Source organism: Streptomyces sp. NPDC045701 (assembly GCF_056432045.1).
In genome coordinates this window covers 72508-84900 of sequence record NZ_JBWKJV010000013.1, presented here as the reverse complement: position 1 = coordinate 84900, position 12393 = coordinate 72508, and the positions used below count along the sequence as shown (strand labels likewise).

Annotated in this window: 12 protein-coding genes and 1 other RNA gene; 7 read left to right on the top strand and 6 right to left on the bottom strand. The window is 75.1% G+C overall.

All coding sequences use genetic code 11. The annotated features are described in order from the left end of the window. The first annotated feature begins 2 nt into the window (after positions 1 to 2). Positions 3 to 845: a GNAT family N-acetyltransferase gene (locus AC07DW_RS16800; RefSeq protein ID WP_478858407.1), complete on the top strand. Its 843-nt coding sequence runs from the start codon at positions 3 to 5 to the stop codon at positions 843 to 845. Positions 846 to 868: 23 nt separating this feature from the next. Here the strand turns inward: AC07DW_RS16800 and eda are convergent, their stop codons facing one another. After that, positions 869 to 1495, bottom strand: a complete 627-nt coding sequence (eda, locus tag AC07DW_RS16795) for a bifunctional 4-hydroxy-2-oxoglutarate aldolase/2-dehydro-3-deoxy-phosphogluconate aldolase (protein WP_478858406.1) — start codon at positions 1493 to 1495, stop codon at positions 869 to 871. 62 nt (positions 1496 to 1557) lie between these two features. Continuing rightward, positions 1558 to 2322: a peroxide stress protein YaaA gene (gene yaaA / locus AC07DW_RS16790; protein ID WP_478858405.1), complete on the bottom strand. Its 765-nt coding sequence runs from the start codon at positions 2320 to 2322 to the stop codon at positions 1558 to 1560. 178 nt (positions 2323 to 2500) lie between these two features. Here yaaA and AC07DW_RS16785 point away from each other — a divergent pair, with 178 nt between their 5' ends. Next, a complete protein-coding gene (locus tag AC07DW_RS16785) occupies positions 2501 to 3943 on the top strand; it encodes an RNB domain-containing ribonuclease (protein ID WP_478858404.1) in 1443 nt (480 codons plus the stop codon). Here the strand turns inward: AC07DW_RS16785 and AC07DW_RS16780 are convergent. Next, on the bottom strand, positions 3894 to 4724 hold the full coding sequence (locus AC07DW_RS16780; RefSeq protein ID WP_478858403.1) for a hypothetical protein: 831 nt from the start codon (positions 4722 to 4724) through the stop codon (positions 3894 to 3896). The genes AC07DW_RS16785 and AC07DW_RS16780 overlap by 50 nt on opposite strands. Next, a complete protein-coding gene (locus AC07DW_RS16775) occupies positions 4721 to 5500 on the bottom strand; it encodes a MerR family transcriptional regulator (protein ID WP_478858402.1) in 780 nt (259 codons plus the stop codon). The genes AC07DW_RS16780 and AC07DW_RS16775 overlap by 4 nt, the downstream gene beginning before the upstream one ends. A gap of 154 nt (positions 5501 to 5654) precedes the next feature. Between AC07DW_RS16775 and AC07DW_RS16770 the strand changes: the two genes are divergently transcribed. From AC07DW_RS16770 to AC07DW_RS16760, 3 genes are all read left to right on the top strand, one after another. Then, positions 5655 to 6233, top strand: coding sequence for a Uma2 family endonuclease (locus AC07DW_RS16770; RefSeq protein WP_478858401.1), 579 nt, complete (start codon positions 5655 to 5657; stop codon positions 6231 to 6233). Between the two features lie 46 nt (positions 6234 to 6279). Then, positions 6280 to 6680, top strand: an RNA gene (gene rnpB, locus AC07DW_RS16765) — RNase P RNA component class A. A gap of 256 nt (positions 6681 to 6936) precedes the next feature. Then, positions 6937 to 7263 carry a nuclear transport factor 2 family protein gene (locus tag AC07DW_RS16760; RefSeq protein ID WP_478858400.1) on the top strand — a complete coding sequence of 109 codons (327 nt, stop codon included), beginning with the start codon at positions 6937 to 6939 and terminating at the stop codon, positions 7261 to 7263. A 112-nt stretch (positions 7264 to 7375) separates the two neighbouring features. On the opposite strand, the gene AC07DW_RS16755 is transcribed toward AC07DW_RS16760, so the two are convergent. Continuing rightward, positions 7376 to 8128 carry an SDR family oxidoreductase gene (locus AC07DW_RS16755; protein ID WP_478858399.1) on the bottom strand — a complete coding sequence of 251 codons (753 nt, stop codon included), beginning with the start codon at positions 8126 to 8128 and terminating at the stop codon, positions 7376 to 7378. A 121-nt stretch (positions 8129 to 8249) separates the two neighbouring features. Here AC07DW_RS16755 and AC07DW_RS16750 point away from each other — a divergent pair, with 121 nt between their 5' ends. Then, entirely contained in the window at positions 8250 to 9899 is a 1650-nt protein-coding gene (locus AC07DW_RS16750) for an alkaline phosphatase D family protein (RefSeq protein ID WP_478858398.1), read from the top strand. Here the strand turns inward: AC07DW_RS16750 and AC07DW_RS16745 are convergent. Beyond that, a complete protein-coding gene (locus tag AC07DW_RS16745) occupies positions 9886 to 10887 on the bottom strand; it encodes a Gfo/Idh/MocA family protein (protein WP_478858397.1) in 1002 nt (333 codons plus the stop codon). The genes AC07DW_RS16750 and AC07DW_RS16745 overlap by 14 nt on opposite strands. A 79-nt stretch (positions 10888 to 10966) precedes the next feature. On the opposite strand from AC07DW_RS16745, the gene AC07DW_RS16740 reads away from it, so the two are divergent. Further along, complete coding sequence (locus AC07DW_RS16740; RefSeq protein ID WP_478858396.1) at positions 10967 to 12352, top strand: multidrug effflux MFS transporter; 1386 nt, start codon at positions 10967 to 10969, stop codon at positions 12350 to 12352. Positions 12353 to 12393 lie beyond the last annotated feature (41 nt).

Genomic DNA, 12393 nt, shown 5'->3' with positions numbered 1-12393 from the left:
CCGTGGGCTGGGAACTCACCCACGACGCCGAGGAGTTCCGCCGCGAGGCGGGCCCGTTCCTCGCGGCCGACCCGGCCCGCAACACCGTGCCGCTCACCGTCGCGGAGACGGTGCTGCGCCACGGTCCCCGGGCGCTGGGGTCCGGGGACGCCCGGTTCGGATTCTGGCGCCGCGACCCCGGCGGGCCCGTCGAGGCGGTGGCCGTTCGGACCCCGCCCGGGGACCCGCTGCTGGGCCCCATGCCGGACGAGGCCGCCCGGCAGCTCGCCGAGGCCCTGCGGGGGACCCCCGTCGAGGGCGTGAAGGGCGCCGAGCGGACCGCGCGGGCGTTCGCCGTGGCCTGGACGGGGCCGGGAGGGTCCTGGACGGTCACCCGCCGCAGCCGGCTCTACCGGCTCGGCGAGCTGACCCCGCCGAGGCCCGCCCCACCCGGCACCGCGCGGCGGGCCACCGCCGCCGACGTACCGCTCGCCGCCGCCTGGATGAGCGCCTTCGCCGCGGACATCGGCGTGGCCCCGGCCACCGACCACACCGCCGGCGCCGAGCGCCGCGTCGCCCAAGGCGGGCTGTACGTCTGGGAGGCCGGCGGCCGGCCCGTCTCGATGGCCGCGCACTCTCCGCCCGTCGCCGGGCAGTCCCGTGTCGCGCCCGTCTACACGCCCCCCGAGCTGCGGGGCCGCGGCTACGCGGGGGCCCTCACCGCCGCCGTCAGCCGCGCCGCCCGGGACACGGGCGCCGCGCAGGTGCTGCTCTTCGCCGATCTCGCCGACCCCACCAGTACCGCGCTCTACCGGCGCCTCGGCTACCGCCCTGTCGCCGACCACGTCGACATCGCGTTCACCTGACGCAGGCCGCGGCGGCGCGCGCGTCAGCCCCGCAGCGCCGACGCCTCCCGGGCCAGCGCCTCCACCCGCGCCCAGTCTCGTCGCGCCAGCGCGTCGCCCGGCAGCATCCACGTACCGCCGACGCAACCCACGTTGGGCAGACCCAGGTAGGACGGCGCCGACGTGGCGGAGATGCCGCCCGTGGGGCAGAAGCGGGCCTGCGGCAGCGGACCGGCCAGCGACCTGAGGTACGCGGTGCCGCCCGCCGGCTCCGCCGGGAAGAACTTCATGTCGCGCACGCCCCGCTCCAGCAGCGCCACGACCTCCGAGGCGGTCGAGACGCCCGGCAGGAACGGCACGCCCGAGTCCCGCATCGCGTCCAGCAGCCCGCCCGTCCAGCCGGGACTGACCAGGAACCGGGCCCCCGCGCCCACCGCGTCCGCGACGCCCCGCGCCGAGACGACCGTGCCCGCGCCGACCACCGCGCCCGGCACCTCCGCCGCGATCGCCCGGACGGCGTCGAGCGCCGCCGGTGTCCGCAGCGTCACCTCGACAGCCGGGAGCCCGCCCGCCACCAGCGCCCGGGCCAGCGGTACGGCGTCGGCGGCGTCGTCGATGACGACGACGGGCAGCACGGGGGCGTGGTCCAGCACGGACGGGGCGGGAATCATGCGCCCATCCTGCCGGGGCGCCGCGCCACCCGCAACGAGCGTTGCGGATGGTGCAACGTCACTCAGTGGACCTCGTCCACCAGCACGTCCAGCTTCCCCTCCGCCGGCGTCTCCACCACGTACCCCAGGTCCCGCAGCGCCTCCACCAGCTCACCCGGCGCGGCGGGCACCGCACCCGCCTCCAGCAGGCTCCGCACGATCCGCCCCTTGGTCGCCTTGTTGAAGTGGCTGACCACCTTCCGCGTCGGGGCGTGCAGCACCCGTACCGTCGCCGTCCGCGCCGCGACCTCGCCCTTCGGCCGCCACGCCGTCGCGTACGCCGCCGACCGAAGGTCCAGCACCAGCCCGTCCCCGGCCGCCTCCGGCATGACCTCCGCCATCGGCGCTCGCCAGTACGCCCCGAGCGCCCCCAGCCCCGGCAGTTTCACGCCCATCGAGCAGCGGTACGACGGGATCCGGTCGTCCACCCGCACCGCACCCCACAGCCCCGAGAACACCAGCAGCGAGGCGTGCGCCCGTTCCCGCGCGGCACCGTCCAGCGTCGCCAGCCCCAGCGCGTCGTACAGCACGCCCGTGTAGATCTCACCGGCCGGCCGCGCACCCGCCGTCCGCAGCCCCGCGTTCTTCGCCACCTCGCCGCGCAGCCCCTCGCTCAGCCCGAGGACCTCCCGCGCCTTCCCCTCGTCGCCGGCGCACAGCTCCACCAGCTCCTCCAGCACGGCGGCGCGCGCGCCCGCGAGACCCGGCAGCGACAGCGAACCCGGCTCCAGCGGCGCGCCGCTCCCCGATGCGGCCTTTCCTTCCGAGGGCGGCAACAGCACGAGCACGGTGGTTCTCCTTCAGTACGCACGAAACGGGGATGCGGCCCCGCGCCAGCGTACAAAGCGCCGCGGCACGCGCGGCACGGTGGCGTGCGCGGCCCCGGGCATCCACGGCGCCCCTTGCCCGCTCGGCGCCGCGGCGTACGAGGTGCCGCCGAGTGCCCCGCGCCCTTACCCTCGACCCATGCCCCGCCGCCAAATGCGTGTGACCGGCGCGGCCGAGGCGCCCCTGAGGGCCGCCCTGCGCGCGCTGCGTACCGAGCTCGCCGTCCCCGGCGCCTTCCCGCCCGCCGTCCTCGCCGAGGCCGAGGCCGCCGTACGCGCGCCCCGCCTGCCCGGCCGCGACGCCACCGACCTGCCCTTCCTCACCATCGACCCGCCCGGCTCGACCGACCTCGACCAGGCCATGCACCTCACGCGCCGCGCCGGCGGCGGTTACCGCGTCCACTACGCCATCGCCGACGTAGCCGCCTTCGTCACCCCCGGCGGCGCGATCGACACCGAGGCCCACCGCCGCGTACAGACCCTCTACTTCCCCGACGGCCGGATCCCCCTGCACCCCGCCGTCCTCTCCGAGGGCGCCGCCAGCCTCCTCCCCGACCGGACCGTCCCCGCCCTCCTGTGGCGCATCGACCTGGACGCCGACGGCCGCCGCGTCGCCACCGACGTCCACCGCGCCCTCGTCCGCAGCCGCGCCCGGCTGGACTACGAGGGCGTCCAGAAGCAGCTCGACGCGGGCACCGCCGAGGAGCCGCTGGCCCTGCTGCGCGAGATCGGCACCCTCCGGGAACGGCTGGAGACCGAGCGAGGCGGGATCTCCCTCAACGTCCCCGAGCAGGAGATCGTCGAACACGGCGCCACCTACCGCCTGGAGTACCGCGCGCCCCGCCCCGCCGACGCCTGGAACGCGCAGATCTCCCTGCTCACCGGCATGGCCGCCGCCGACCTGATGACCGCCGCGGGCACCGGCGTCCTCCGCACCCTGCCGACCGCCCCGGACGGCGCCGTCAGCCGGCTGCGGCGCTCCGCGAAGGCGCTCGGCATCGTGTGGCCGCACCACGTCTCGTACGCGGCCCTCGTCCGCACCCTCGATCCGGGCGACACCCGCAGCGCCGCCTTCCTCCAGGACTGCACCACCCTCCTGCGCGGGGCCGGCTACACCGTCTTCACCGACGGCGACACCCCCGTCCCGGCCGTCCACGCCGCCGTCGCCGACGAGTACACCCACTGCACCGCCCCGTTGCGGCGCCTCGTCGACCGGTACGCCGGCGAACTGTGCGTGGCCGCGGTGGCGGGGGAGGAGCCGCCGGAGTGGGTGCGGGCCGCGCTGCCGGAGCTCCCGCGACGGATGGCGGAGGGCTCCCGCCGGGCGGGCGCGGTCGAGCGCGAAAGCGTCGACATCGTGGAGGCCGCCCTGCTCATGGACCGGGTGGGTGAGGTCTTCGACGCGTACGTCGTCGACGTACGCGACAAGGACCCGACGATCGGCACCGTCCACCTGGACGACCCCGCCGTGGTGGCCCGCGTCGAGGGCGGCACCGGGCCGCTGCCGCTGGGCGAGCGGCTGCGCGTACGGCTCACCCAGGCCGATCCGGGGCGGGCGAAGGCGCTGTTCGCGCCCGCGTGAGCGCCCGCCCGAGCGCCTGCACCAGCGCCCGCGGGTCATCGGCGTGGCACCGCACGAGGCGCACCGGGTACGGCCTGCCCAGCAGCCGTACGGCGGTGACGGGCTCGCTCAGCTCGACGGTGACGGACGTCTGCGAGGCGACGGCCAGGTTCAGGACCGCCTCCTCCTCCTCGTGGGAGAACCGCGGCTCGTGCCGTACCGCGGCGATCCGCGCCAGCGGAATCACCACATCCACGTGCGCACCCCGCCGCACCCGCAACACGTCCCCGTCCAGCAGGTGCGGCCGGGTCACGGACGCGGCGTGCAGCCCCAGCACGAACAGCACCGTGTACACGTCCAGGACCAGGAACACCGCGTGCACCACGGGCCGCGACGCCAGCAGGTACGACATGCCGACCGTCTCCACCACGCACACGAAGGCGAACCCGTAGGCGTACGCGGCCTGATCCCGCGCGTGCCCGAACGCCCGGGTGCCCGGCCGCCCGGCGCCGTCCGGCCGCCGCGCCGCCCATCGCACCAGGCTCGCCATCAGCCGCAGCTCGTGCCCCACCAGCCGGGCGGCCGGTTCCGGCACCAGCGCGCGCACCGCCTCCCGGCGGCCGAGCCCCCGGCGCCGCAGCCGCACGTACAGCAGGGCCTCCGCGCCCAGCAGGGCGGCCACCGCGACCTCCGCCGCCAGCAGCACGGCCGCCGGTATCCGCACCCCCGCCACCAGGCACCCGGCGAGGACCACCTCGGCCGGCAGCAGTGCGTACGCCGCACCCCGGACCACCCGCCTCACCGCGCACGCTCCGCCGCGATCCGCAGCGCCCGCCGGACGGCCTCCGCCTGAGCGGCCGAGAAGTCCGCGAAGAACATGTCCGTGAACGCATTGCCGTCCAGGTCGCCCAGGTCGTCCGGCACCATCTCGTCCGGCAGCAGCCCGGCCAGCGCCCGCGCGGTCTCCTCCACCCGTACGTCCCCGGCGGGCGCGTCCGCCAGCGCGTCGAGCCGCGCGTACACCTCGTACGCCCGCTCCATCGCACCCGGCGCCCGGGCCATCTCGCGCAGGGAGCCCAGCAACCGCGCCCCCTCCGCCTCCGGCACCACCGTCTCCACTAGGGCGAGCATCTCGCGGTCCCGCGCCGCCATCACCGGCTCCGGCCCCGGCAGCGCGGCCGACGCCGTGGCCATCTCCCCGAACAGCTCCGCCAGGCCGGGCGACACCGGCCCCTCCGCCGGCAGCCGTCCCGCCCTGGCCTGCTCCAGCAGCACCCCCAGCCGCTCCCGGCGGGCCCCGATCTCCGCCTGCTGCCGCGCCAGGTCGGCGTCCAGCTCGTCCAGCACGTCGACCAGCTCCCGGCCCGCGTCGTCCGCCAGCACGTCCCGCACCTCGTCCAGCCCGAGCCCCAGCTCGGTCAGCCGCCTGATGCGCGCCAACAGCACGGCGTCGCGCAGCGCGTAGTCCCGGTAGCCGTTGGTCCGCCGCCGGGGCTCGGGGAGCAGCCCGAGGTGGTGGTAGTGGCGCACCGCCCGCGTGGTGATGCCGACGAGGCCGGCGATCTCTCCGATCCGCATGAACCCAGTAGAAACGTTGACGTCGCGGCAGGGTCAACCACAATGCCGCGGCCTTCCCCGGTCATGTGCCACGATCGAGGGAACGACTCCCATCCCACGGACAGGCGGCCCGGTGATGTCCCAGTCTGACGAGCGACCGAGGAAGGGGCGTGACATGACTGCCATGCCGCATGCACCGCTCACGCAGGCGGACGTCCTGCTGGAGGGCTTCCTGGCGCTGGAGACGCCGGAGGGCTTCCGGGCCGAGCTGATCGAGGGGGAGATTGTCGTGACGCCGCCGCCGGACGGGGACCACGAGGACTACAACAGCCTGATCGTGGAGCAGGTCTTCATGCGGTCTCGCACCCGCATGCAGTTCTCCGGCAACAAGGGCCTGAAGCTGCCCAGCGGCGGCAACTGCCCCAGGAGCCACGTCATCCCCGACGGCACCTTCGCCCCCGCCGAGCTGCGGCTCTTCCGGGGCGCCGAGTCCTGGATGCCGTGCGACGGCGTGGCGCTCGTCGTCGAGGTCACCTCCACCCGGCCGCAGCGCGACCGGGACACCAAGCGGCGCTGCTACGCCCGCGGGGAGATCCCGCTGTACCTGCTGGTCGACCGGGAAACCGCCTCCGTGACGCTCTTCAGCGACCCGGAGCGCGAGGACTACCGCCAGGTGGTCACCGTCCCGTTCGGCAAGCCGCTCACGCTCCCCGAGCCGTTCGGCTTCGACCTGGAGACCGCCGACTTCCTGTAGGGCCGGCGGCGTCCCACGCGCCGGGTACCATGGTCGGCACGGCAGACGAGCCGGGCGGACGGCCGCGTGGAGACCCTTCGGGATCTTCCCGAGGAACGTCCGGGCTCCACAGGGCAGGGTGGTGGCTAACGGCCACCCGGGGTGACCCGCGGGACAGTGCCACAGAAAACAGACCGCCGGGGACCTCGGTCCTCGGTAAGGGTGAAACGGTGGTGTAAGAGACCACCAGTGCCCAGGGTGACCTGGGCAGCTAGGTAAACCCCACCCGGAGCAAGGTCAAAAGGGGACACCCCGGTGTCCCTGCGCGGACGCATGAGGGCTGCCCGCCCGAGTCCGCGGGTAGACCGCACGAGACCGGTGGCAACGCCGGTCCTAGATGGATGGCCGTCGCCCCGACGACCGCGAGGTCCCGGGGCACAGAACCCGGCGTACAGCCCGACTCGTCTGCCCCACCGGTCACGCACCCGCCCGTACACGGCGGTGGCCGCCCCATGCTCCCACTCCGGCCTCCCCAAGCGCCGCCTGCCCCCCGCACCTCCGGGTGGCGAGGTGCTCCCGGGAGTCGCGCCGGGGCCGGGGCGGGTTCGGGTGTGGCGCGTTCACCCGTACGGGCGGGGTGCCCGGGTGGGGTTCCGTGGGAACGGGGTACGGAGGGTACGGCCGGGGCGCCGCCGCCTCCCGTGCCCGTACCGAAGGAGACACCGTGACCATCCCCGTGGACCAGCTCGCCGACCCCGCCGTGCGCGCCTTCGTCGCCGCCGTCAACGCGGGCGACCGCGCCGCGTTCGCCGCCGTGCTCGCGCCCGGCGCCACCATGTCCGACGACGGCTCCGACCGGGACCTGGACCAGTGGGCCGACAGGGAGATCTTCTCCTCCGGCGGCCACATGGACGTCGAGTCGGAGCAGGCGGACGGCCACGCGCTCGTCGTCCGGTACCGCAACGACACCTGGGGCGAGATGCGGACCGCGTGGCGGTTCGTGGTGGGCGACGACGGGAAGGTGACCCGCTTCGAGACCGGCCAGGCGTGACGCGACCCCCGGCAGACTCCGGGGGCAAGGACGCCGGTGGCCGACGCCCCGGACGCGCGGGCGGCCGTACGCGGACGAGGCGGCCCGCCGGGGCGGGCGGCGCCCGGGCGGGTCAGCCCCGGCCGATGTAGGGCATCGTCGTGGCCATGACGGTCGCGAACTGGACGTTCGCCTCCAGCGGCAGTGCCGCCATGTGCGCGACCGTGCGGGCCACGTCCGCCGCGTCCATCACCGGCTCGACCGCGCGTTCGCCGTTCGCCTGGAGGATGCCGGTCTCCATGCGCCGGGTCATGTCCGTCGCCGCGTTGCCGATGTCGATCTGGCCGCAGGCGATGCGGTGGGGGCGGCCGTCCAGGGACAGTGACTTCGTCAGGCCCGTCATGGCGTGCTTGGTGGCCGTGTACGCGACCGAGTGCGGCCGCGGCACGTGCGCCGAGATGGAGCCGTTGTTGATGATCCGGCCGCCCTGCGGCGACTGGTCCTTCATCTGCCGGTACGCCGCCTGGGCGCACAGGAACGCGCCGGTCAGATTGACGTCCACGACCGCACGCCACGTCTCGTGGTCCAGGTCCTCGACCGGCGTCCCGCCGCCCGCGAAGGTCCCCGCGTTGTTGAACAGCAGGTCCACCCGCCCGAAGCGGTCCCGGGCGGCCTCGAACAGGGCCGCCACCGCCTCGGACGACGTCACGTCGGTGGGCACGCAGAGGACGTCCGCGCCGGCCAGGGCCGCCGTCTCCTGAAGGGGCTCGGCCCGGCGTCCCGCCAGGGCCAGGGACCAGCCGTCCTCCGCCAGCGCGAGCGCCACGCTCCGGCCGATGCCCGAGCCGGCCCCCGTCACCACCGCGATCTTCCGTACACCGCTCATGGGGCCGCAGCGTACGGGAGAGTCCGGCACGTGGAACTCACACGGCCGACATGTGGATGTTGTGTACCCGACAGCCCGTGCGGCTGGGATGTTCCCGACACACACCACCAGGGGAGGGCCCATGACGTCCGCACACCGTGCCGGCGCCCGGCGGGAAGCCGAGCACGCACCCGAACTCCGCGCCGCCGCACGCCACTTCGGCCGCCGCGGCTTCCTCACCGCCACCGGGGCCGCCGCCGCCCTCGCCTTCTCGGTGAACCTCCCGGGCACCGCCCACGCCGCCGAGGCCGACGCCCGCCGCATCACCGAGGACCCGTTCACCCTCGGCGTGGCCTCGGGCGACCCTCTGCCCGGCTCCGTCCTCCTCTGGACCCGCCTCGCGCCCCGCCCGTACGAGCCCGGCGGCGGCCTGCCCAGAGCCCGCGTCCAGGTCCGCTGGGAGCTCGCCCACGACGCCCGGTTCACCCGGATCGTCAGACGCGGGCAGGCCACCGCCCACCCGGAACTCGACCACAGCGTCCACGTCGAGGTGCCCGGCCTCGACCCCGACCGCGTGTACCACTACCGCTTCCGCGCCGGCACCTGGATCAGCCCGGCCGGCCGCACCCGCACCGCCCCGCGCCCCGGCGCCCGGATCGGCGAGCTGAGACTGGCCGCCGTCTCCTGCCAGGCGTACCACGACGGGTACTTCACGGCCTACCGGCACCTCGCCGAGGAGGACCTCGACGCCGTCTTCCACCTCGGCGACTACCTGTACGAGTACGCCGTCAACGCCACCGGCGGCGCCCGCGCCTACACCGACCGCCGGCTGCCGGCCCACTTCAACCGCGAGACCGTCACGCTGGAGGACTACCGGCTGCGCTACGGCCTGTACAAGTCCGACCCGGACCTGAAGGCCGCGCACGCCGCCCACCCCTTCGTGGTGACCTGGGACGACCACGAGACGGAGAACAACTACGCGGGCGGCACCCCGGAGAACGACGTACCGCCCGAGGAGTTCCTGCTGCGCCGCGCCGCCGCGTACCGCGCCTACTGGGAGAACCAGCCGCTGCGCGCCCCGCAACGGCCGACCGGCCCCGACATGCGGCTGTACCGGCGGCTGCGGTTCGGCCGGCTCGTGCAGTTCGACATCCTCGACACCCGCCAGTACCGCTCCGACCAGGCGTACGGGGACGGCTGGCAGACGCCGGGCCCCGAGTCCGAGGACCCCTCGCGCACCATGATCGGCGCCGCTCAGGAGCGCTGGCTGCTGGACGGGTGGAAGCACGCGGACACCACCTGGAACGTCGTCCCCCAGCAGGTCACCTTCGCCCGGCGGCGCAACGTCCCCACCCCGGACTTCAAGCTCTCCATGGACGCCTGGGACGGCTACCCCGCCTCCCGCGCGCGGCTCCTGGACGGCGCCGCGGCCGCCGGGATCGAGAACCTCGTCGTCCTGACCGGCGACGTCCACGTCGGATACGCCTTCGACCTGAAGGCCGACTTCGACGACCCGGCCTCGCGGACCCTCGGCACCGAGATCGTCGCCACGTCCGTCACCAGCGGCAAGGACGGCGCCGACCGGCCCGCCAACTGGGACAACCTCACCCGCGCCAACCCGCACCTGAAGTTCTACAACGGGCGGCGCGGCTACGTGACGGTCACCCTGACCGGCGAGCGGGCGCGCGCCGACTACCGGACGGTGGCCGCCGTGACGACGCCCGGCGCGCCGGTCACCACGGCGGCCTCGTTCGTGACCGAGGCCGGCGACCCGGGCCTCAAGCCCGTGTGAGCGGCTCGTCGGCCGGATAGCGGACGCCGACGCGGTCCCTGACCGCGTCGAGCGTCCGCATCACGGCCAGGGTGCCGTCCAGCGGCACCAGGGGCGACTCCGTCTCACCCGCCCGCAGGCAGCGCATCACCTCCGCCGCCTCGTGCTGGAGGCTGTCCCGCCGCCCGGCCACCGTGAACTCCTCCGGCTCGCTCCCCTCCCGGTGCAGCACGAACCCCTCCGGGTGGAAGAAGCCGCGCGGGAACTCGATCCGCCCCTTCGTCCCCGACACCGTCGCGGTCAGCGGGGTGTCCGCCACGATGGAGCACGACAGCGACGCCGTCGCCCCCGAGTCCCAGCCCAGCAGCATCCCCGTGTTCAGGTCCACGCCCTCCGGCGACAGCAGCGCGTCCGCCTGTACGCGGTCCGGCTCGCCGAGCAGCAACTGCGCGAACGACACCGGGTAGACGCCCAGGTCGAGCAGCGCGCCGCCGCCCACCGCCGGATCGCGCAGCCGGTGCCCGGGGTCGTCGGGCCCCACCAGCCCGAAGTCGGCGTGGACAGACCGGATCTCACCGACCGCCCCGTCCCGCACCAGCTCCACCATCCGCCGGATGACCGGCCCGCAGTACATCCACATGGCCTCCATCAGGAACAGCCCGCGCTCCCGGGCGAGCGCCACCAACTCCGCCGCCTCGCGCGCGTTCAGCGTGAACGGCTTCTCGCACAGCACCGCCCGCCCCGCCTCCAGGCACAGCCCGGTGGCCTCCCGGTGCGCCGAGTGCGGTGTCGCCACGTACACGACGTCCACGCCGTCGTCCGCGGCGAGGTCCGCCCAGCCGCCGTACGCCCTGGGTATCCCGAACCGTTCGGCGAACGCCTCCGCCGACGCGGCGGTACGGGACGCGACGGCCACCACCTCCGCGTCCGGCAGCTCCAGCAGATCGGTCGTGAACGCCGCCGCCATGCCTCCCGTCGCCAGCACGCCCCACCGCACGGTCCCGCCCATACCCAGCCCCCAAATTGAGGTTTCAACCATCGCTGACGAGCTGAGAGCATAGGCGCGGCCCCCACCACCAGGAGACGAGATGCCGGAAAGCGGCCCGAGCACGCCAGGACACATACCGACCGATCGCCCGAAGACCACACCCCCGGCCCCCGCCGCGCCCGCCGACCCGGCCACCCCCGCCGCGGCCCCCGGCGCCTCCGGCACTCCCGCCCCGGCCCCCGGCACCGCGCCGGTCGCCGCGCGGCGGGCGGGGCTGCTGGTCACGCTGGTCCTCGGCGGGCTCACCGCACTCCCGCCGCTGTCCATGGACATGTACCTCCCGGCCCTGCCGGAGGTCACCCGGGCACTGCGCGCGCCCGCCGCCACCGTCCAGCTGACCCTGACCGCCTGCCTCGCCGGCATGGCGCTCGGCCAGCTGGTGGTCGGCCCCATGAGCGACAGGTGGGGACGCCGCCGCCCCCTGCTCACCGGCATGCTCGTGTACGTCGCCGCCACCGCCGCCTGCGCCCTGGCACCGAGCCCCGAACTGCTCATCGCCTTCCGCCTGCTCCAGGGCCTCGCGGGCGCCGCCGGGATCGTGATCGCCCGGGCGGTGGTGCGCGATCTGTACGACGGCGTGGAGATGGCCCGGTTCTTCTCCACCCTCATGCTGATCTCCGGGGTGGCCCCGATCGTCGCCCCGCTCATCGGGGGCCAGATCCTCCGGGTCACCGACTGGCGCGGGGTCTTCCACGCCCTCACCGTGGTCGGTGTCCTGCTCACCCTCGTCGCCCGGAAGTGGCTCGGCGAGACCCTGCCGCCCGCGCGGCGCCACGTCGGCGGGGTCGGCGAGGCGCTGCGGACGATGCGCGGGCTGCTCGCCGACCGGGTGTTCTCCGGCTACATGCTCGCGGGCGGGCTCGCCTTCGCCGCCCTCTTCGCGTACATCTCGGCCAGTCCGTTCGTGGTGCAGGAAATCTACGGCGCCTCGCCGCAGACCTTCAGCCTGCTGTTCGGCGTCAACTCGGTCGGGCTGGTCGCGGTCGGCCAGATCAACGGCAAGCTGCTGGTGGGCCGCGTCAGCATGGACAAGGTGCTCGGCTTCGGCCTCGCGGTGATCACCCTGGCGTCCGCCGCGCTGCTGCTGATGACGAGCGGCGTCCTCGGCGAGGTGGGGCTGGTGCCGGTGGCGGCCGGCCTGTTCGTCCTGATGTCGGCGATGGGCCTGGCGATGCCCAACACCAACGCCCAGGCGCTGATGCGCACCCCGCACGCGGCCGGTTCCGCCTCCGCGCTGCTGGGCGCGTCCTCTTTCCTGGTCGGCGCGGTGGCCTCGCCGCTCGTCGGCATCGCGGGCGAGGCGACGGCGGTCCCGATGGCCGTGGTGCAGCTGGTGTGCGCGCTGGGCGCCGTCGCCTGCTTCCTGGGCCTGTGCCGCCCGTGGCAGCAGCGCCGGCCGGACCGCCGACCGCCGGACCCGGCGTGACCGGCCGCCGACCGGACCGCCGGACGCGCCGGGCGTGACCG